The sequence below is a fragment of the Peptostreptococcus canis genome, assembly GCF_014229965.1.
In the GTDB taxonomy this organism is placed as follows: Bacteria; Bacillota; Clostridia; order Peptostreptococcales; family Peptostreptococcaceae; genus Peptostreptococcus; species Peptostreptococcus canis.
Genome location: NZ_JABGBW010000002.1, coordinates 279,902 through 303,586 on the forward strand (window position 1 = coordinate 279,902; position 23,685 = coordinate 303,586).

Annotated in this window: 16 protein-coding genes and 1 other RNA gene; 2 read left to right on the forward strand and 15 right to left on the reverse strand. The window is 29.3% G+C overall.

The features are described 5' to 3' along the window. Positions 1-103: 103 nt before the first annotated feature. A complete protein-coding gene (locus HLB29_RS04350) occupies positions 104-706 on the forward strand; it encodes a Maf family protein (RefSeq protein ID WP_185623931.1) in 603 nt (200 codons plus the stop codon). 88 nt (positions 707-794) lie between these two features. On the opposite strand, the gene nifJ is transcribed toward HLB29_RS04350, so the two are convergent. Together nifJ and HLB29_RS04360 are read right to left on the reverse strand one after the other, a co-directional pair. Next, positions 795-4,328 (reverse strand): pyruvate:ferredoxin (flavodoxin) oxidoreductase, encoded by a 3,534-nt coding sequence (gene nifJ, locus HLB29_RS04355; RefSeq protein WP_185623932.1) that lies wholly within the window; start codon positions 4,326-4,328, stop codon positions 795-797. 468 nt (positions 4,329-4,796) lie between these two features. Further along, positions 4,797-6,563 (reverse strand): SpoIIE family protein phosphatase, encoded by a 1,767-nt coding sequence (locus HLB29_RS04360; protein WP_185623933.1) that lies wholly within the window; start codon positions 6,561-6,563, stop codon positions 4,797-4,799. Between the two features lie 215 nt (positions 6,564-6,778). Between HLB29_RS04360 and HLB29_RS04365 the strand changes: the two genes are divergently transcribed. Beyond that, positions 6,779-7,246: a hypothetical protein gene (locus tag HLB29_RS04365; RefSeq protein ID WP_185623934.1), complete on the forward strand. Its 468-nt coding sequence runs from the start codon at positions 6,779-6,781 to the stop codon at positions 7,244-7,246. A gap of 147 nt (positions 7,247-7,393) precedes the next feature. On the opposite strand, the gene HLB29_RS04370 is transcribed toward HLB29_RS04365, so the two are convergent. From HLB29_RS04370 to HLB29_RS04430, 13 genes are all read right to left on the reverse strand, one after another. After that, a complete protein-coding gene (locus HLB29_RS04370) occupies positions 7,394-8,626 on the reverse strand; it encodes a BaiN/RdsA family NAD(P)/FAD-dependent oxidoreductase (protein WP_185623935.1) in 1,233 nt (410 codons plus the stop codon). Positions 8,627-8,675: 49 nt separating this feature from the next. Then, complete coding sequence (locus HLB29_RS04375) at positions 8,676-9,461, reverse strand: HAD-IIB family hydrolase (RefSeq protein ID WP_185623936.1); 786 nt, start codon at positions 9,459-9,461, stop codon at positions 8,676-8,678. A gap of 29 nt (positions 9,462-9,490) precedes the next feature. After that, positions 9,491-10,015, reverse strand: a complete 525-nt coding sequence (hpt, locus tag HLB29_RS04380) for a hypoxanthine phosphoribosyltransferase (protein ID WP_185623937.1) — start codon at positions 10,013-10,015, stop codon at positions 9,491-9,493. A 160-nt stretch (positions 10,016-10,175) separates the two neighbouring features. Then, positions 10,176-11,180, reverse strand: coding sequence for an aspartate--ammonia ligase (gene asnA / locus HLB29_RS04385; protein ID WP_185623938.1), 1,005 nt, complete (start codon positions 11,178-11,180; stop codon positions 10,176-10,178). Between the two features lie 65 nt (positions 11,181-11,245). After that, a complete protein-coding gene (locus HLB29_RS04390) occupies positions 11,246-12,430 on the reverse strand; it encodes a DUF3798 domain-containing protein (RefSeq protein WP_185623939.1) in 1,185 nt (394 codons plus the stop codon). Positions 12,431-12,439: 9 nt separating this feature from the next. After that, entirely contained in the window at positions 12,440-13,543 is a 1,104-nt protein-coding gene (locus HLB29_RS04395; RefSeq protein ID WP_185623940.1) for a DUF3798 domain-containing protein, read from the reverse strand. A gap of 18 nt (positions 13,544-13,561) precedes the next feature. Then, entirely contained in the window at positions 13,562-14,587 is a 1,026-nt protein-coding gene (gene galE / locus HLB29_RS04400) for a UDP-glucose 4-epimerase GalE (protein WP_185623941.1), read from the reverse strand. A gap of 13 nt (positions 14,588-14,600) precedes the next feature. Next, a complete protein-coding gene (locus HLB29_RS04405; protein WP_185623942.1) occupies positions 14,601-14,774 on the reverse strand; it encodes a hypothetical protein in 174 nt (57 codons plus the stop codon). 27 nt (positions 14,775-14,801) lie between these two features. Continuing rightward, the gene (locus HLB29_RS04410; RefSeq protein ID WP_185623943.1) at positions 14,802-16,784 is read right to left on the reverse strand and encodes a hypothetical protein; all 1,983 of its coding nucleotides are present in this window, start codon (positions 16,782-16,784) and stop codon (positions 14,802-14,804) included. 15 nt (positions 16,785-16,799) lie between these two features. Beyond that, positions 16,800-19,979 carry an SPOR domain-containing protein gene (locus HLB29_RS04415; protein ID WP_185623944.1) on the reverse strand — a complete coding sequence of 1,060 codons (3,180 nt, stop codon included), beginning with the start codon at positions 19,977-19,979 and terminating at the stop codon, positions 16,800-16,802. A 180-nt stretch (positions 19,980-20,159) separates the two neighbouring features. After that, positions 20,160-20,494, reverse strand: an RNA gene (gene rnpB / locus HLB29_RS04420) — RNase P RNA component class A. Between the two features lie 50 nt (positions 20,495-20,544). Next, positions 20,545-21,318, reverse strand: a complete 774-nt coding sequence (locus HLB29_RS04425) for a glycoside hydrolase family 73 protein (RefSeq protein WP_185623945.1) — start codon at positions 21,316-21,318, stop codon at positions 20,545-20,547. A gap of 250 nt (positions 21,319-21,568) precedes the next feature. Then, positions 21,569-23,685, reverse strand: a 2,117-nt coding sequence (locus HLB29_RS04430) for a Cna B-type domain-containing protein (protein ID WP_207719513.1), incomplete at its 5' end; no start/stop codon positions are given.

Sequence of the window (23,685 nt, forward strand, 5' to 3'; positions counted from 1 at the left end):
CTAATGTTTAATAATAATTTTTATACTTTATTTAATATCCAATTTGTATTAATATGTAACTATAAAAAATAAATATATAATATTACTTTAAAGGAGAAAAAAAATGGATATTATACTTGCAAGCAGATCCCCAAGAAGAAAAGAACTTCTAGAAATGTGCGGGCTAAAATTTAAAACTATATCTTCAACTATAAATGAAGATGCAATTGCTAAAAAAATATATGATAAATACAATGAGTTATCTTCTTTTGAAAAAGCAGACAAACTTACATACAATCTCGCTTTTGAAAAAGCAAATTCAGTTTTCAAGAAAAATAAAAATTCAGTAGTAATTGGCTCGGATACCATAGTCGTAAGCGAAAACTCTATTCTAGGAAAACCTAAGAACGATGAAGCTGCCTATGATATGTTGGTATCACTTTGCGGAAAAAAACATCGTGTCTACACCGGTTTAAGCATAATATCTAAAGAAAGAATAGATACCTTTACAACATTTACCGAGGTAGAATTTTTCCCTTTTGACGAATATATGAATAATATAATAAAAAAATATATAGATACAAAGTCCCCCTTGGATAAAGCTGGCGGATATGGAATACAAGATATGGGTGCTCTATTAGTAAAAGAAATAAAAGGTGATTATTACACAGTAATGGGATTGCCTATCTCTCTTCTATATAGAAAACTTATACAAAAAACCGAATAAATTCATATTTTCCTGACTTTAAAAATACCCCTCAACATTTTTACATTGAGGGGTATTTTTGATTTTATTTTAGACTTTATGATGTAAATTACATCATTTCTGCCATTCTTTTATATCCTTCATATCTTTCTTTAGCATTCTGTTCTGCCATAGCAAATAGTTCTTCACTTTCTTCTGGGAACATTTTAGCTATTGAAGCATATCTGTTCTGACCCATTATAAATTCTCTGAATGATTCAGTTGGTTCTTTAGAATCAAGAATAAATGGATTCTTTCCTTCTTCTTTTAGGTTTGGATTGTATCTGTATAAATGCCAATATCCACATTTAACTGCGTCTGATTCATTTTCTACTGATTTACCCATTCCTTTTTTAATTCCATGGTTTATACATGGAGCGTAAGCAATAATTAAAGAAGGACCGTTGTGTCTTTCAGCTTCTAACATAGCCTTTAAGAAATGATTCTTATCAGCACCAATAGCGACCTGAGCAACGTATACATTTCCATATGTAGTAGCCATCATTCCAAGGTCTTTTTTCTTAGACCTCTTACCTGCTGCTGCAAATTTAGCCATTGCTGCAATTGGAGTGGCTTTAGAGGATTGTCCACCTGTATTAGAGTATACTTCTGTATCAAATACAAGTACATTGACATCTTCTCCTGACGCAAGAACGTGATCTAATCCACCATAACCAATGTCATAAGCCCATCCATCTCCACCAAGAATCCAATGAGATCTCTTAACATAATAATCACTTAATTCGGCTAACTTAGAAGATATTTCTGGGAATTTATCTTCAGCTACATATTTTTTAATCAACGTGTCAAATGCCTGACTTGTATTTACTGTAGTATCACCATTATACATATTTTCAAGGTATTCAGTTATAACAGTCTTATCTGATTCCGGAGCTATAGATAATAACTCTTCAGCAAGACCTTTAACTCTATTTCTTAACTGCTTAACAGCTAAGTACATACCATATCCATATTCAGCATTATCTTCAAATAATGAATTTGCCCAAGATGGACCCTTACCTTCATGGTTTACTGTATATGGTGTTGCCGGAGCTGATGCCCCCCAGATTGATGAACATCCCGTAGCATTTGCAACCATCATTCTTGGTCCAAATAATTGAGTTGCTAACTTCATATAAGCTGTTTCTCCACAACCCGCACAAGCACCTGAGAATTCAAGAAGTGGTTGTCTAAACTGAGAACCCTTTATAGTATTAACTGGCATAGCATTTGGCTTAGCAGAAACTTTAGTGAAATCAGTTGCAAAATACCAATTAGCTTCTTGCTGTTCTTTTTGTTCTTCCATTGGCTTCATGATAAGAGCTTTAGTCTTAGCCGGACAAATATCAGCACAGTTTCCACAACCAGTACAATCCATAGCTGATACTTGGATTCTATACTGTAATCCTTCTAATCCCTTACCCATAGCTTTTTTAGTTTCAAATCCTTCCGGAGCATTTTTAACTTCTTCTTCTGTCAATAAAAATGGTCTAATAGCTGCATGAGGACATACTAATGAACATTGGTTACATTGAATACAGTTATCAATCTGCCATTCTGGAACATCTACAGCTATACATCTTTTTTCATAAGCTGCAGTACCAGCTGGAAAATGACCATCTTCCCTACCATTAAATGCAGATACCGGTAAACTATTACCTTCAACGGCATTCATAGGTCTTAATATATTCTTGATAAATTCCGGTTCATTTGAAGCAACAGCCTCTTCATCAACCGCATCCGCCCAAGAAGCTGGAACCTCTACTTTAACAAGAGCATTCGCTCCTTTATCAACGGCTTCAAAATTCATATTTATAATTTTATCACCCTTTTTACCATAAGTCTTAACAATAGAATCTTTTAAATATCTAATGGCATCATCTTGAGGTATTATCTCTGCAAGTTTAAAGAATGCAGATTGACAAATCATATTTATTCTATTTCCTAATCCTATTTCTTTTGCTATGTTGACAGCATCCAAAGTGTAGAACTTGATATCATTTCTAGCAATATATCTCTTTAACTTAGCTGGTAAATTCTCATCTAATTCTTCTGAAGACCATATTGTATTTAATACAAAAGTCCCACCCTTCTTTAATCCTTTAATCACATCATACTGGTACACATAACTTTGTTTGTGACAAGCAATATAATCTGCTTCGTCTAATAGATAAGTAGATCTAATTGGAGTGTCACCAAATCTTAAGTGAGACATAGTTACACCACCAGATTTCTTTGAATCATAGTCAAAGTAAGCCTGTACATACTTGTTAGTATTATCACCAATAATCTTAATCGCCTGTTTATTGGCTCCAACAGTACCATCTGAACCAAGTCCCCAGAACTTACATCTTACTGTTCCCGGCTGTGCTATTTTAATTTCATTTTTGATTTCCAATGAGTTATTTGTAACGTCATCAACTATACTTAATACAAACCTATCCTTAGGTTTTTCAGAAGTTAAGTTATCAAATGCTGCCATTAAGTCAGTAGGAATAACATCTTTCGAACCTAGACCATATCTACCACCTATAATTATTGGAGCATTTTCTTTACCATAGTAAATATCTCTAATATCTAAGTATAGAGGTTCACCATTTGCACCCGGTTCTTTTGTTCTATCTAATACAACTATTCTTTCAACAGTATTTGGCATAGCTTTTAAGAAGTGTTCTGTAGAAAAAGGTCTATATAAATGTACTTTTACCAAACCATATTTTCCGCCCTTAGCATTTAATACATCTATTAATTCCTCGGCTGTTTCTGTAACAGATCCCATTGCAACCATTACATACTTAGCATCTTCTGCACCGTAATAATCAAATAATCCATGCTTTCTTCCTGTCAATTCTGACATTTTTTCCATATACTTTTCTACAATGCCTACCATATCATTATAGTATTTATTAGAAGCCTCTCTTGCCTGGAAATAAATATCAGGGTTCTGAGCAGTACCTCTAGTAACCGGATTATTTGGAGATAGTGATTTATCTCTAAATTCTTTAACCGCATCAAAATTTAGTAACTTAGCATAATCTTCGTTTTCCAGTAATTCTATCTTCTGTATTTCGTGAGAAGTCCTGAATCCGTCAAAGAAATGGATAAAAGGTAATTTACCTTCAATAGCAGAATAATGTGCAACCGGTGCAATATCAGCAACTTCTTGAACAGATCCTGAAGCTAATAAACAACATCCCGTCATTCTAGCGGCCATAACATCTTGATGATCGCCAAATATTGAAAGCGCTTGAGATGCAAGAGCACGTGCAGAAACATGGAATACACCCGGTAGTAATTCTCCTGAACATTTAAACATATTTGGTAGCATCAATAAAAGTCCTTGTGATGCAGTATAAGTTGATGTAAGTGCACCTGCAGCAAGAGAACCATGGAATGCTCCCGCAGCTCCACCTTCTGACTGCATTTCAACAACTTCAACAACTTGTCCAAAAATATTTTTTCTTCCTTGTGAAGCCCATTCATCAACAACTTCAGCCATTGTTGAAGAAGGAGTTATTGGGTAAATTGCAGCAACATCAGTAAAGGCATATGATACATGAGCAGCAGCAGTATTACCATCGACTGTTTTCATAAATTTAGCCATAATTTTATTCCTCCTTAAGAATAATATTAAAATTGTCTTTTGTATACAATATGAAACAAATGTATCTCCTATAAGTAAATTATGTTATATTATATATTCTCAATTGATTTATAGGATATCAACAGATGTTCATATTTAATTAATAAAGCCATAGTTTAAGATTTATTTTCTTAGAAATATAACTAACAATAAAAATCTTAACCATTAAGACTAATTATACTAAAAAAAAATTGAAAAATCAACTTAGTAAATAAATTAACATTTATACATTTACTCAAAAAAAACTTAATTTTATTTCAAAAAACATTTTTAACCTAAAAAAAATAATTATTAACCCTTATATACTTATTTTTAAAAGATATAAATACAAGAATTAATAATTATAAAAAGTTTTATATGCATTTTTTTGTATATTTTTCAGATAAGACTCGCTATATTAAAGTATTTATAAAATAATATATTTTTATTTTATTTTTTATTTTTTAAAAATACCATTAATATATCATCTTTCTTTTCTTTATTATATATGAATTTATCTACCAATTCCTTAATATTCTTCAAAAGTTCATCTTTGTCTTTTTTATAATTTTCAATTAAGAATTGTTCTAATCTTTTCTCACCGAATTCTTCCCCTTTTTCATTTTGCATTTCTAATATTCCGTCCGTATAAAAACACATATCACTTATATTATTTCCATCTATTTCAATGTTATAATAAGTAGAATGCTCTACAATTCCTATTGGTAATCCTCTTTTTTGTTCCTGATCATGATTTATAGTTCCATCTGCATAAGTTATAAACGGAAAATAGTGACCCGCACTGGAAATATTCATCTTGAAATTTCTCTTTGAAAAAACTCCTACAATTGCAGTGGCATAAATTCCCATTTCATCAAATTCATCAAATAAATGATCATTCATCTTACTCAATATTTCCTTTGGAGAATCTGAATATTGAACTAATATATCAAAAGCTCCTTTTATCATTGCTACAATATAGTTCGAAGCTACACCATGCCCCATTACATCTGCTACTATAAAAGATATTCTATCTTCCAATTCTATTGCGTGATAAAAATCGCCTCCTACAATTTTTGCCGGCTCATGATAAAAAAACATTTCCTTTTTATTAAAAGTCTGTATGTTACTACTATCCATTATAAGTCTTTGCTGTTTTCTTAAAATAGATAAATCATTCTCTATATCCTTGTGCTTTTCTTCAATTATAGAAAACTCATATGTATGTATGCCCATAGATATTTGTTTTATCAAAATTGATAATGAATTTGCATCATCATTTGAGTATTCTTTATCACCTGCACATAAGACCAGCAGTTTTGTTGAAGAATCGATTATAATCCTATGATATATATAACTACTAATATATGTATCATCTTTCAACGTCATATTTATGTTGTTATTTATACCATTAGAATCTTTTGAATTAATAATACCGTTTAATATAAGTTCGAATTCTTCTGTAAAATCAAAAGATACATCAGATTTAGTCTTTATATCGAATCCACCATCTGTATTTTTTTCATACAATATAATTATTGAGTATTTACTGTGAAGCGTATCCCTTAAGACAGATGTCATCTTACTTAAATAATAATTCAAATCTTTTAATGAGTACATTTGTATAGATGCTTTATTAATATTATTTATTGAACTCCTTAATTTCCTAACTAAATTGTTAATCCCCTGATTTTTCTCAGTAATAGATATTGATAAAGTCATTAAGGAAGCAACTTGTGATATAAAATCTATATCACTTTGTTCCAGTTTCTCATCTTTTTTAGTATAACAAGTCATAAAACCAACTGTTTTATTTTCCAACACAAAAGGAAAAACTGCTCTTCCGACATATTTTTCTTTTAGAGCCATTTCCTCCTCTCCTTTGGCTCTTTCATCTTCAAAAATATTATCTATAATAATCTGTTTTTTCTCTCTTACTGCATCATGTATATATTGAGGATACACACTAAAATCAATTTTTGAACCATGTGGTTCATTTTGAGGAAATAAACTGGGAATATGATCCAACGTCGCAGAACATACTAAATGCGCGTATCTAAAATCATCTCCATAAAAAAGATTTACACACGCTTTAGTTGGGTGAACAACTCCAAGCATCTTATTAATTATCAGATCTTTGATTTCATAAAAGTTATCTGATTCTGTGACAATCTTAGATATTTCGACAAGGTTTTTCATTTTATCTATATACTTCATACTGCCCCCCTTAATAGATAATATAAACACATACTTACGGTCTATTATCAAATTAATTAATTTATTTACTATATTATACTATGTAATCAATTTTTTTACATCAAAAATAGAAAAGTTCGTTAAATTACAATTTACAGTATTTTTAGAATTTTTAATATATTATTATGGATTTTTTTCTGTATTTATAGTATGATAGATTTGAAGGGGTGATTCTTATGCAATTTTTGCAACTAGATTTAAATACACGATATAGAATCTATGCCCAAACAAAGAAAGTATTGAGAAAATATCAAAAAGGAATTATTTCAGGAAAATTAACTTCAAATCAATTCGTTGAAAATATGTTAAAAGATAAGTCACTTGTAGCAATTTTAGATAATTGTGGTATTTGTGTTAGTGATTTCAGAGACAGCTACAAAAATTATGTCGAAACACTTATAGAAATACAAAATAACAGTTTATCAAGTCATAAAAATAAATATACAGGTTATTATTCTGATAAAGCACCATGTTCGAGTATCTTCAGATTAAATGAAGTTCTATCATCAAGCGGATATATACTGGAAATTCCTACTCAATACTTAACCGAATGGGATATAGACTGTATAGTTAAGTATATCAATACCGGTATCATTGACTTAGGAAATGAGAAAATTTTTAATTATGTTACAAAACCTATCTAGTTAAGTTATTTTAAACTTATATTATATTTTTATTTAGATATTATTAAAGGACCATCACAATAACTGATATAACTTTCTCTAAGCAGAATTTTGAGTACAACTTTAATCAGTTTATTGATTGATAGTCCTTTTATTATTATATTTTCACTATTTAATGGCCGAATTCACTCCCGCCAAATAACCCATTGAAAACGCCATTTGCAAATTGTACCCTCCCGTAAAAGCATCTACATCCACTATTTCACCTGCAAAATATAAGCCTTCTATTTTTTTTGACTCCATAGTACTAGGATTTATTTCTTTTACAGAAATACCACCAGATGTCACAATTGCTTCATCAATAGGTCGTAATTTTTTTATATCAAATACTATATTTTTTATTGTCCTTGTTAAAAATAACCTTTCTTCTTTGGTTACTTGATGTACCGGTTTATTTCTTTCAATTTGTGATAAATCTAAAATATAATCTATCATATCTCTCGGTATTAAATCTATAAGAGAATCCTCAAATTTTTTGTTGCTATATTTCTTAAAGTCCCTTTGAATTCTGGAATCTAGTTTTTCAAAAGACAATGCAGGCTTCAAGTCTAATACTATTTCATAATTGTTTTCTTTAAAATCTTCTATAAAGCAACTGGCTGACTTAATTACGGGCCCATCTATACCATATCTTCTAAATTCTAATTCACCAAAATCATCGTATATTTTTTTACCATTTGATTTTAATACAATAGATATATTTCTTAGATTAAGCCCTACCATACTATTATATGGAATTGGTGATGTTTCCATTCCTATTAAGGCCGGCTTTATCCTAGTAATACTATGCCCCAACTCTTTGGCCAAAGTATATCCATCTCCTGTGGAACCGGTTAATGGATAACTTAATCCACCTGTAGCTAATATAACGGCATCCGCATATATTTTTTCACCATTACTTAAACTTATACCCGTTATTTTATTTGATTTATGTTCAATCTTTTTTACAGCCTTATTAAATACTATGTTTATATTATCATCGTCTACCATCTTTTCCAAAGTCTTTACAACATCCAATGCTTTATCACTCTTCGGAAAGACTCTATTACCTCTTTCTATCTTTATCTTAAGCCCATATTTACTAAGATCCGATATTAAATTTTCATTTGTGTAGGAATAAAGAGAACTATACATAAAATTTCCATTTCTATATATATTGGAAATTAATGCTTCAATATCAGATGCATTGGTAATATTGCACCTACCCTTTCCAGTAATTCTCAGTTTTTTACCTAATATATTATTTTTTTCCAATATTGTCACTTTGCCGCCTTGCTTAGCCGCATAGTGCGCTGCAAGAAGCCCTGAAGGTCCCGCACCTATTACTACTATATGTTTCATTATGATATATACCTTATCCATATTTAATAATAAAAATATTATTTTTTCATTAATCTATCCATCCAAAATATTTACAGGCAAATTCTATTCCATCATCATCAGCATCCTTAGTAACAAAATCAGCAATTTCTTTTAATTGTTGAACTGAATTTCCCATTGCTATTTTGGTCCATTCCGGTCTAAACATTTTTATATCATTTGTATTATCACCAAAAACTACCACATCTTTATCATTTATATTCATTATATCCATTATTTTTTTTATTCCAACAGATTTATCATCAGCTTCTATTATAATATAATCGGAATGGTATCTCGTATATGTTGTATTTTCAAGTGATTTTATAGTTTTTTCTGTTTCAATATCAATAAAAACAAAACCTTTAAATATATTCTTTTCTTTTTCTATATCTAGATCTTCTTTTATAATAGTCTGCATATAATTTTTAAATTTGATTACGTCTTTCATTGCATTATGAAATCTATCATCTTTCATATACCATTTTCTTTCATTTTTGATACAAACAGACCATGGTATATTTTTCTCATCTAATTCTTTAGTTAAAGTTAACATCATAGAATGATCTAAGGGTTCAATATTTGGGTTCCCATCAATTACAATTCCCTTACCACCGTCTGTAACCATATTTTCAATACCAAATTGTTCGCAAAATTCAGTGGTCATTACATACATTCTTCCAGTTGCTATACTTACAAAATGTCCATTTTCTTTCAATTTGTTTAATGTCCTTTTTGTAGATTCCGGAACTCTTCTAGGTATATCAACAGCAATAGTTCCATCTATATCAAAGAAAAAAAATTTTTTATCGCTCATTTTTGCCTCTTAATTTAAAATATTAATACTTACTCAGACTCTACGATTGCAATATATGGAAGATTTCTGTATTTTTCAGCATAGTCGATACCATAACCAACTATAAACTTATCCTCTATTTCATATCCTACATAATCTACTTTTATATCGACTTTTCTTCTATCAGGTTTATCTAATAAAGTACAAAGTTTTAGAGATTTCGGATTTCTTGTCATCAATGTATCATATAAATTTCTTAATGTGGCTCCTGAATCTATTATATCTTCAACTATTAATACATTTTTCCCTTCAATATCAACATCTAAATCTTTCAAAATTTTAACAGTACCTGAAGACTCCGTTCCACTTCCATAACTTGATACACTCATAAAATCAATGTTAACATCCAAATTTATTTTTCTCATCAAATCTGCAACAAAAACACTTGCACCTTTTAATATTCCAACTAATAAAATATCTTGTCCTTCATAATCTGCCTGTATTTTTTTCGCTAACTCTTCTACTTTTGACGCTATTTCTTCTTCACTTAACAAAACATCTGCTAATTTATACATATTATCTAAATTTACCTCCGTAAAAATTAAAAGCTTAAAACTATAAATATAAGATATTAATTTTAGAATAAATACCTTTATATATTTCAATATAAAGATATCTATTGTTTAATACTTCAAGTTATTAACCTATAGACAAATTTACCATATATTATATTATTTATAATAAATGTATACCAGCCTTTGAACACTCTTTTATCATTCCTTTAGGCCATATTCCAACTTGAACTTCTCCAATATGTGCTTTTCTTAAAAAAAACATACAAATTCTAGATTGTCCTATTCCACCCCCAATTGTATATGGAAGTTCTCCACTTAACAATTCTCTATGATAATCTAAATTTTTTCTATCTTCAGCACCAGCTATTCTTAATTGTCTATCTAATGTCTCTTCATCCACTCTTATACCCATTGAAGATAATTCAATAACATCATCTAATACCGGATTATAAAATAATAAATCACCATTTAAATCCCAATCATCGTAATCCGGCGATCTACCATCGTGCTTTTCTCCAGAATCCAGTGTTTTACCTATTCCAGTCAAAAACACTGCCTTATGTCTTAATACAATTTCTCTCTCTCTCTGTTTTGGAGTTAAACTTGGAAATTCATCTTCAAGTTCCTGAGTTGACACAAAAGTTATCTTTTCTGGAAGAAGTGGCTCAAATTTGGGATATAAACTCATAATATATTCATCTGTTCTTTTAAATACATCAAAAATCTTATTTACTATCCATACCAGTTTTTCATATGTCCTATCTTCTCTGGATATATTAAATTCCCAATCCCATTGATCCACATATAAAGAATGGAGATTATCCAACTCTTCATCTTTTCTAATTGCATTCATATCTGTATATATCCCCTCATTTATAGGAATATTATATTTTTTAATAGCTATTCTCTTCCATTTCGCTAATGATTGAACTATTTCAGCCTTCTTATTCATAAATGGAACATTAAAACTAACTGGAGACTCAATCCCATTAAGATTATCGTTTGTTCCTGTTTCAGGAAGAACAAATAAAGGTGATGAAACTCTAAGTAAGTTAATCTCCTTGCTCAATTCTGTTTGAAAAAAATCTTTCAACTTTTTAATTGCTTTTTGTGTTTCTAATATATCAAGTTCACTCTTATAATTTTTAGGTATTGTCATTACCATCCTTTTTTCTCCTACTCTTAAAAATATAACAATTATTATAGTTTAATTATTTGAATTAGTCAAATCTAATATACTATTTGATCTGGTTCAATATATTTAAAATTACCTATTTTATTATTCTTATTAATAAATGCAGCTTCTATATTACACCTTACTTTTGACACCTTCTCTAAAAAGTAAGAATTATAAGCCGTTTTTATTTTGGCATCTTTTGCATTTAAATTTATTCCCAATTCCGTAGCATATCTAATTACAAATGAATCTGCATTCGCTGAAACTGATCCAATTCTTTTCTCAAATCCATTTTTACTCATATATCCAATAATTTCAGAATTCATCCAATAATAGTTTTCGGAATATCTGGTAATATAATTTAGTTCATAAAAATCCATCATTTCCTTTGTAATATTTGGTTTTGAAAATTCAGATACAATAAACTTTTTACTAAAAATTTTACTTAATAAAACTTTATCTAAATTACTGTCAAATGTATAGATATTAATATCATTTCCATACATTCTTATCAATTCATCTATTTTATTTGATAAAAAAGACTTTTTCTGGACTTCATTGACATCGTTTGGAATAGAAATTTCTATCGTACTCAGATTCATATTTTTAGTATATTTTTTAATTTCACCATATAAATTCATTTTTTCATCATTATTTCTATCTTCATTAGAAATAAAAGTTACAAACTTCTCTGCTCCTAAAACCTTAGACATTTCAACTATTTTTTTAGCTCTATTGGAGTATCTTGGTTTAAAATTTAAATCGAAAGTACGGATTAAATCTTCCTCATTTTCTGCCAAATTAGCGCTTATGGTAATTATGTCCTTTCTTTCTTTTTTTATCCTTTCAGCATATTTTAATAATCCTTTTTTATTTGCCGAAAAAATAGCCACATTAATACTCTTATCCTTCAATAACTTTTCAAATATCTTACCAGTTTCTGATTTATTATTTTCAAAATTCTTCGGTAAAATAAATAATTCGATCTCAGTATTTGTATTTTTATCATTTTTAGCCATATATTCTTTTTCTCTATATATTGACAAAGCTGATTTATATGCAATATCGTTCTCAGATTCAGGTTGAACTACAATAGCTACTTTTGTAGGTATATCACGATTTGAATCGACGGTCTCTATAGTTGTTTTACTATTTTTTTTAGAGCAACCTACTAATACTGTGATCAAGATAAAAACGGTAATTATATGAATAAACAATTTCTTATTGATACATTTCATTTTATCCTCCTAATATATCCTCGGAATTAATTCCAACTCCCTAAAATATCCATACGTTGCCCCCATAATCATAGGTTTAATTCTTATTGATAAATTTTGATCAGCTCTATCTATTATGGACTTATCACCAAAACTTTCTTCAATTACAAATCTATTCTTGTACATATATTTTGCAACCTCAATAGAAAGCTCTGTAGCAATACTTCTTCTATCTTCTACTACAGCTCCAATTCTATTTTTCAATCCACGCTTTTTAATCTCAGATTTCAATTTTTTTTCAAAATCTTTTCTTTCCAAATTTTTATATTCTTTTTCCAATCCAAATTTTTTAGCTAACAAAATCCCATCATTTCTGCTGTTGATATTAGGAATTATAAATCCATTATTAATTCCAGTGTCAAATACCTGCTCCGCTATTTCGCTATTAGCAGCATAGATTGCCGTATCATCCGGATTTTTGATATTCATTCTTTTTATTATATCTTCTAACTCATTTTGTTTAAGACCATCTTTTACTTTTATTTTCTCAAAACTCAAACCTTCCTGAGAGCAAAAGGATTTTGTTTCAGATAAGTCTTCATATAGTCTATCACTATCTAGGTCTTCATGATATAAGTATAAAAACCTTTTAGCACTCATTTCATTTGCTATCATTGCTGCATTTCGTCCATTTTTATCTCTATTTAACTTAAACCCTACATCTATATTGGTATCTTTTAACAATTCATCATATTGATTTCCATGAAATTCTTCAATCTCATTAGCAACAGTAATAACACCTGGTAATTTTTCCTTAACACCATCAAAGACTTTTTTCAATCCGGGATTTTCAGAAGTAATTATCAATACTTTTACATTTTTGTCTATATTATTGATAATACTTTTTATTTCATCTTCATCATATTCTCCTTTTTTTTGAGGCAAATAATTAATAGCGATATCTCTGTCATCAAGATATTTTTTATCAATATTTTGATTTTCCGGCATATATATTGTAATTTCCGCTTTGTTTCCACTTATTCCGCTCTTATTTGAAGAATTATCTTTTTTACAGGCGCTTAAAGATATTACAAAAATAAATGTAATAACTGATAATATTATTTTCTTTTTCATCAAATATCTCCTCAAATACTAATCTACAGTATAACCTTTGGGATTATTTACCTGCCAATTCCAAGAATCTTTACACATATCATCTATATCATAAATAGCATTCCATCCCAAAATTTGTTTTGCTTTATTTGCATCTGCAAAGGAAGAGGCAGAGTCTCCATTACGTCTTTCTACAACCTTAAATGGTATTTCCTTTCCACAGGCCTTTGAAAATGCAGAAATTAACTCCATCACACTATATCCGTTGCCGGTTCCAAGATTGTAATGTTCTACTGAAGTATTTTCTTTTAAAAGTCTTTCAATAGCCTTCACATGACCTCTAGCCAAATCTACAACATGAATATAATCTCTTACACCCGTTCCGTCAATTGTATCATAATCATTTCCAAATACATTTATATTAGGTAATTCTCCTATTGCAACCTTTGTTAAATATGGCATAATATTTGCCGGAATACCAACTGTTTCTTCACCTATCAGTCCCGATTTATGAGCTCCAATTGGATTAAAATATCTTAATATAATAGAATTGAATTTGTCATCTGAATGACATATATCTTCTATTATCATTTCTCCCATTAGTTTCGTACTTCCATAAGGATTGGTAGAAGTTCTTTCATTTCTTTCATCAACAGGTAACTTTTCTTTCGGAACATCTCCATATACTGTTGCGGATGAACTAAATACAAAATTATTTATATTATATTTTCTCATCAGTTTTAAGGTATTTATCAGTGAAAATAAATTATTATCATAATATTTCAAAGGTTGCTTAACAGAATCACCAACTGCCTTATATGCAGCAAAATCAACCACCACATCAATGGTATTATCAATAAATATCTTTTCAAATTCTTCACTTCTAGTATCAACTTCGTAAAATCTAACTTTTTTCGAAGTTATTTTTTCAATTCTTTCTATTACAATTGGATAACTATTTGAAAAGTTATCTGCAATAATAATATCATATCCATTTTCTAACAATTCCACAGCAGTATGACTACCTATATAACCGGCACCACCTGCCAATAATATACTTCCCATTTTTTCACCTTCTCTATATCAATTTATTGGCCACATCTGGATCGATAATTTCTATCAAATTATCCTCATCTATATTAACGCCATCTATTAGTAGACTATCAACATCTATCTCTATATACAAAACACTTTTTTCCCTTTCTTTTAAATCGCATAATCTATATTCTTTGTTAATTATATCATCAATCAAAATAATCCCCCTTTTTTCTAAATAGACTTACCTGTACCCTCCAGTATAGTAAAATTCACTATCTACCTTCATAGAACCAAATTTTGTAATAGAATATAAGTCATCTATTATATCTTTTCTAAGTACAGTACTATTATTATTTGTAGTAAATTGTCTAAATATGTGTGCGGATTTTATTCTTTCCATTAACTCTTCTTTCACTTCTATTTCATCAATAGTTTCATAATATTTATATATTAGTTTGTAAGTATCAAAAATCTTGATAATAGTTTTGGCTATATAATGTGGCAACATATTATATATCAAATGTTTTAATTTTTTATGAGCTTGCCTACTAAATAAATCGACCCTATAAACTTCAGATTCTTTAAGCATTCTGATAGATGATTTTCTCATACTAGATGGAAGTAACATATAACTGATATTTTCAATACAATGTGCAATATCAGTTAAATCTATCTTTATATTATTCCTTATTTCAAAGAAAAACTTTTCTAATTTTTCTATTTCTTGTAAATCAACTTCAATTCCAACACTTCTAAAATATCTTCTTTCAATATTGTAAAGTATTTCAGACATATTAACACTTATACAATCTATGTTCTCCATTTGAATATGGATTTCATTATACAACTCATTAATCACATCTACTAAATCATTAAGTGATGAATTTTTATCTATTTTTTTATGCACAACATCCATATCATATATGTGTCCAAAAAAATTATAAATAACCATATCCGAAATTGATTTTATCCAATTCTCATAGACTTCTTGAATGCTGGCAGTATTTAATAATGAATTTTGATATTCCGAAAAAATATTTTCTGATAGTTCTTTAGCAACATTTCTTTTAAGTATTATTCTTATAAATTTATCCTTAAATCTTATCTCGGTTTCAACATATGATTCAAGACAACTTTCACTTTCTTCATGAATAGATATATTAGAAATAGTAGATTTATCTATTGTCAAAATTTTTTTTTCTCTGGATTTATATAAATTTATAGCCTTGTCATCTATATCGATAAAAAATGGTCTTTTTTCTTTTGTAAATCCTACTATTCCCCCTGAAATATTATTAATCTTATTTAATCCGATTTTTCTTGAATTTTCTTCATCAATATAAAGATTAAAAACGTTCAACTCATCGAAAATAATATAATTGCCATTTTTGAAATCTATTTTTGAGAAATTAGAACAATCCTCACACAATATTTCCTTCTTTTCCTTTTTTTCATATAAAACTAATAAATCATCATGTCTTATAATAAACATACTTTTTAAGAGATATTCTTTTTCCCTTATTGTACCACTTACTTTACAAAATGCTATTATATCATCATTCGGTATCCTGCCTATTTTTTTATTACTATTTACTATTTCATCAATATTTTCAGGAATAAATTTATCTATATTATGACCGGTAAATTCTACCCTTCTAAAAACCTTTGATTCCTTATCCACATAAAAATAACCCCTGATTTCAACACCATTATCTAAAAGTCTATATGATTCTATATCCGAAAGTATAAACTCATATCTATATCTGCCACTATTGAACAAAAATCTATTTTGAGCTTTTTCAATGTTACCTATAATAGGACTAGAATCATCCATTTTAAGAATAATATTATCATTAATGAAGTTAAATATACTATCTCCTAAAATATCTTTTATATGTATAAATTCTTCTAAATCAAGTATCATTATCAAGCTTAAATCCAGTTCTGTTTCAAATTCTCCTCTTACAAACTTAAAGTTTAGCGAATCAGTAAAAATATTAATCCCATCCAAGTCTATTTCAGAATTAAGTATTCCGGTACAATCTTTATGCTCATAAACAAGATATTCTTCTATATCTTTCCCTAAATAATCAACCTTGGAAACATAAATGTTTCCAAGGTTAGTAAGTTGCAAGCATTTATCATCAAGGCTAAAATTATCTAAACCAGTTAAGCTATATCCAGATTTCATATTAAATATTACTTTTTCACCTAATTTAAACAAAATCTGTTTCCTCCTTTATTGTTTTCCTTTTAATGCTTCATTATATATTTCATCTAAATTAATTACATATTGCTGATTCTTTCCTGTCGATGAAATTTGATTCTTTAAATCGTTATAATCAGTTTTTAATTGTTCAGCAGATAGATTTGTAGACCTTATTCTGAATGCTTCAATTTTTAAGTCATAGTATTTATTTTGGGAAGCTACATAGTTTTGAATACCTTTTGCACCAATTCTATTTGATTCTGCATAAGCTTGATTTGCATCAAAATACTCTCCTACCTTTAACATATAGTACCCACCATTTCTGACCACTTTTGCATTTACTCCTCTGTTCTTAAAATTATAAGCAACAGATTGAGCTGAATCTTCAGATTTAGTGGCTCCTACAAATACGGTATAATAAGTTCCTTTACCTCCCTTATAGTTTTCGGCCTCTCTATCAAAAGAACTTGCCTTTGATTCAATTTCATCTCTTTCCTTTTCAGCTTCTGTTTTTTGAGTTATTTTTGTTGTGTTACTATTTAACTCGCCATTATTTGTTGTTGCGTTATTTGAACCATTTATTTGTTTGGCATGTTTAACATTGTTATTAGTTTCCTGAACACTAGGTTTATTTGTACTTTTAATAAAATACACATAAGCAAAAAATATTGAAACTACCAAAATGATTATAATTACACCATCTCTCGCCATTTTCTTTTTAGGATAAATAACCGTTTCATCAGCAAACTCCTCTTCTTCTTTTCTTCTCGCTCTATCATCTATTTTTGCAGAAATTTTCTGATTAAATGATTTTTTTACCTCATTAATTTTTGACATATTAATATTCAACTTTGACTTTTTAGTATTGTTCTTTTTACTATGTTTCTCATAAACATCCGATTCCTCAAAATCATCTGCCCCTTCTAACAGACTTTCTTTAGATAGTGTATTTTCCAAAGTTTCTTTATTATCCAACTCAAACCTAGATGTAATTTCTCCATCCCTTTTCATTGCCTTCAGATTCTCAAGTTCTTCAAACTCTCCACTTGATTCAATATTTTTTTCATTTTCATCTGATTCATATTTTTTATCAAAATCTTCTTGAGACTCTGCGCCATCAAATTTATGTTCAAAATCATTTATTTTTTCAGCTTCATTCTCAATGAATTTAACTCTATCTTCATTTACTTCTTCCAATATGACATTTACATCTTTTTCAATATCACTAAATTCAGATTGATCATTTTTAGCTTCTAATTCTTCTTGATATTTTTTATTAGCCTCTTCTATTTTTCTTAGATTAAGCCTTTGTGTCTTACCTAAAATAGGCTTAAATTGATTCCCCTCTTCTTCATCAATTTGTCTTATTTCATCCGTACTAAGAATATTAGTCTTAGAAGAACCCTCCTCTTTGGATTCGTCATTCATTAAATCATCAATTGTTATCTGCCCATCAATAATAGTATCATCAAATAAATCTATGTTTCTGTTGCCACTTACAAAACCATCTTTTCTGTAAGCCAAATCAGTTTCCTCAATAACTATATCTTTATCTATTAATCTATTAAAAGAATTTTTATTAATCTCTTCTGCTATCTGTCTTTCAGACTTTAATTCAGATAATTCAGATTCAGAGTGCTTAATATCCTTTCTCTTGTTCTTTTCTTTCAACTTCAAAATAGCAACTGCATTTTCGTCTTGAATTGATTTATCACCTCTAAATAGACCATCATATATTTCTTCATCAGAATCATTAGTATCTTCTTCATCTTCATAGTACTCATCATACTCTTTATCATATAATCTGCCTCGTGAAAATAAATTTCTAAATTTGAATCTAAGACCATTTGAATTTTCTTTGTATACCTCATCTATATCATCATAATCGTCTTCTTGATATTCTTCATATTCTTCATATTCATATTCTTCATCATAATCATCATCTAAATCTATGGAATCTTCTTTTTGTTTTAGTTTTTGAGAAAAACTGAAAAGTCCCTTCTTAATTTTTCCTGCAAAGCCGGTAGATATCTCTTCATCATCCTCATATTCAGTATAACTGGGATTGCTATATTCAAGATAACCAATACAATCTTCTACTGTCATTTCGTCAGTAAGAGATTCAATGATACTTAATCTCTTAGACATTGTTAAATCGCCATCTTCAATATTTGATTCACCAAAGAAATTATTGTTATCCATATTGAAATCGGATTTAACCAATTTTTTGCACTCTAACCAAGTTCTCTTATCAACAAAAGTCTTGTCAATTATTACTTTTTCCACCGTTTCTTCAAACTGACTTTGTGAAATATATCCTGATATATACATTCTAAAAAGATTAGAAAACAGCATTCTTTTTTCAGCAGAAACATAATCCATTAATAATACTACACACGAAATACAATCTTTATAATCTTCACTAAATAAAAAAGCATCTTCTTCATCTATATTTTCTAATTGTATTGAATTTCTAAATATATTATTGATTCTTACAAGTATTTCAGAAGTCCTCATTACTGATACATATTTCTTAAAGCTTAGACTTTTTTCTTCATCTTGTATATTCGAACAATTCAACTCTTCATCTTCAACAAGAACTTCATCCTTAAAGTCAACTTCCTCTTCTGCATAATTGAAAAGAATATCGTTGATCATCATAAAAATTTCATTCATTACATCAATTTTTACTTGCTCCGTACTCATATCAAGAATTTTATTATATTTATCAGCATTTGATGATATTTCTCTAATTACCATCCCCAATATATCTTTATAGATATTTAAAATTTTATAATCGTTCTCTATTTTTTCAATTCTTTCTAAACCAGAACTTTTATCATATGATACAAATATCTTTTTATCCTTTTCATTTAGATTTGAGTTTCCTTCACTCATAGCTCTATTAACATATTCCCTTGAAGAATTGGTTATATTTTCGACACTTTTTTCAACGGATTTAATACTTGATATTACTCCATTTTCAACCCACATTTCTAATATCAATTCTAATTTTTTTATAATTGACTTATAATATATTATATTATATCTTAATACTTCAATATATTTTTCTTCATTTTTTCCAACTTTATGATATTTATGTTTTAAGGTATCATTAAGATTACCATTCATCTTACTTTTATCATCTATGTATTTGTTATCGACTTCTTCAATAACTAATTTTATTAACTTCTTTCCGTAATTATTCAAAAGCTTCACTCCTTATTAGTCATGTTTCATAAAAATAAACATTATACATTGATATTATACCATATAATGACTAAAAACTCATTTGTTTTTGCAATTTATTACGCTATTTATTCTATCATCTAATATTTATTTCACTAAAAAACAAAAAAGGCCCTCAAAAAGAGAACCTGTATTTACATATTATTAAGCATAGCTATAAGCGGAGTTCTGTATTAGATGATCATCTTTCTAGGCGTATCGTCACCGATAAACTCAAGCGGCCTACCTACCGGGAGATGCGAGCAACATCTCTTTATCCTAACTTGGCCTTGCACCAGGTGGGGTTTACATAGCCACATAGTCACCTATGTGCTGGTGAGCTCTTACCTCGCCTTTCCATCCTTACCATAATAATGGCGGTTTATTTCTGTTGCACTATCCTTAAGATTGCTCTCACTAGACGTTATCTAGCACCCTGCTCTATGGAGCTCCGACTTTCCTCATGTATTTCTACCTGCGATCATCTGCTATACTTAATAATTAAATATTGTATCATACTTTATGATGATATATCAAGAAATATAAATTATTGTAATGTACCCTTTACTTTTTTATCATATTTATATAGGTTTCTACTTTCAATTATTTTTATGAGTTTGTCTGCATATATCTTTTCCCCTCTTGAATTGATTGTTGTGGCATATCCTGCATTTTCTAACGCTTGAGCTTGATTTTGATAATTCTTGGCATCAAATAATCCATTCTTTCTATATCTTTCATTTTTCAATAAAAAGTTATGATAGTCTTCAATGCTATCATCCCACGAATTATACTGTCTAAAATATGCATTTTCATACTTATTATAATATTCTTTTGTATTGAATTCTATTTTTTTCCCGTGCCATGATTTATCTGCCTTTATTCCATACAAATTATTACCTTTTTTTGCAAGCTCAGATCTTCCCCAGTTTGATTCCAATATCGCTTGCGACATTGTGATTGATGGAAGAATTCCCGTCTTTCTATATCCATTAATAGCTGGCTCTTCAATCTTTGATATAAAATCATCGGGTGTGATATTCTCTTTATTATTCTGGGTATTTTCTATAAATGAAAAAAGTGTTGTTAAAAAATACATAATTAATAATAAAATAACAATGAAAATTGCATTTCTTATCACTCTTCTTCTCTTTATTTTTTTCTTATTCTTAGCATTATTTCTATAATTTCTTTTTTTAGTATATCTTTTACTAGTTTTATTATATCCATTTTTTTTATTGATATATTTTCCTGTTTTATCGGATATACTTTTACTTGATTTTTTATTATAAGATTTTTTTCTCCTCTCGAGTTGAACCATATTACACCTCCCATCATTCTATTTTTTTGATTATATCTTTCTTTCCTTTAGATAAGTTTAATCTTTCAAAATTCTATAATTGCTTTTAATGTAATAGAAATCAAAATATATTTAAAATAATTATAGAAATAGGGATTGCTAATTTTCAATATAATCAGCAATCCCTACTTTTTTTTAATTGTATATTTGATAATAAATATCAAAATTGTAAATTTATACTTTCAATTTTTTCTACTTTGTTTTTTATTTCTTAATTCGCTTTTTTTCTGCGTTTGTATTCAATTAAAACAAGTAATATTCCTGATGCAAACATCATCCATGCGTACATTGATAGGTCTGCCCCATCTCCTGTTCTTGGCAATACTTTAATTGTCCCTTCAGGTGTTGATGGTAGTACTATCGGCTTTCTTGTATTTGTTACGATATAGCCATCTTTAGCTGTTCCTGTAATTACACTTGTATATCCATTACCTATCGGTTCTTCTTTGACAGTGTATTCTATCTTCTTTCCATCTTTAAATTCGTCAAGGTCTGTAAAGGTTCCTGTCCAGTTATTTGCTTTTGCCAAAGTCAGTGTTTTACCACTTACTTCTTTTCCATCTGCTAATAACTTGATTGTTATACTTTCAGGTCGTTTTCTATCTTGATCATTATTATCTGCCCAAACCTTTGTAACCTGAACACTTGTCTTACCTGGTGTATATGAATTCTTGACATTGTAACGGTTTACTTCTGTAGAATATCCTTCTACTTTTTCTTCTGTAATAGTATAAGTAATTTCTTGTCCATTTTCATACTTATCAAGTCCTTCAAACTTCCACTTCCAGCTATCTGATTTTGTTACAGTTTTTGTATTTATCTTTGTCCCATTTTTTAATAAATTAATAGTAATTTCTTTTGGTCTTTTTCCATCCTGATTGTCTTTATCATCCCAAATCTTTTCACCTTCAACTACCGTCTTTTCAGGTTCTCTTGTGTTAGTTACTATATATCCATCTCTAGCAGTTCCAGTAATTACGCTTGTATATCCATTGCCTACCAATTCTTCTTTGACAGTGTATTCTATCTTCTTTCCTGCCTTGTATTCATCAAGGTCTGTAAAACTTCCTGTCCAGTTATTTGCTTTTGCCAAAGTTAGTATTTTACCACTTACTTCTTTTCCATCAGCTAATAGCTTAATTTTTACACTTTCAGGTCGTTTTCCGTCTTGATTGTTTTTATCTTCCCAAGCCTTTATGACCTGAACACTTGTCTTACCTGGTGTATATGAATTCTTGACATTGTAAAGACTTACTTCCGTAGAATATTCTTCTACTTTTTCTTCTGTAATAGTATAAGAAACTTCTTGTCCATTTTCATACTTGTCAAGGTCTTCAAACTTCCACTTCCAACCATCAGCTTCATTTACTATCTTAGAATCTACTTTTACTCCATTCTTTAATAGATTAATAGTGATTGTTTCTGGTCGCTTTCCATCCTGATTATCTTTATCGTCCCAAGTCTTTGAACCTTCAACTACTGTTTTTTCAGGTTCTCTTGTGTTAGTTACTATATATCCATCTTTAGCTGTTCCTGTAATGTCACTCGTATATCCATTTCCAATAAAATCTTCTTTGATAGTGTATTCTATCTTCTTTCCTGCCTTGTATTCATCAAGGTCTGTAAAGCTTCCTGTCCAATTATTTACTTTAGTTAGGATCAGCGTCTTTCCTGGTACCTCTTGTCCATCTGCCAATAACTTGATTGTTACACTATTTGGTCGTTTTCCATCTTGGTTATTTTTGTCTTCCCAAGCCTTTGTAATTTGCACACTTACCTTCCCTGGTGTATATGAATTCTTGACATTATAACCATTTACTTCCGTAGAATATCCTTGTACCTGTTCCTCTGTAATAGTATAAGTAATTTCTTGTCCATTTTCATACTTGTCAAGGTCTTCAAACTTCCACTTCCAACCATTAGCTTCATTTACTATCTTAGAATCTACTTTTACTCCATTCTTTAACAGATTGATAGTGATTGTTTCTGGTCGCTTTCCATCCTGATTATCTTTATCGTCCCAAGTCTTTGAACCTTCAACTACTGTCTTTTCAGGTTCTCTTGTGTTAGTTACTGTAAAGCCGTTTTGAGCTGTTCCCGTAATTGCACTTGTATATTCATTTCCTACTGCTTCTTCTTTGACAGTGTATTCTATCTTCTTTCCTGCCTTGTATTCATCAAGGTCTGTAAAGCTTCCTGTCCAATTATTTACTTTAGTTAGAATAAGCATCTTTCCAGGTACTTCCTGTTCATCTGCCAATAACTTGATTATTACACTGTTTGGTCGTTTTCCGTCTTGATCATTATTGTCTTCCCAAGCCTTTGTAA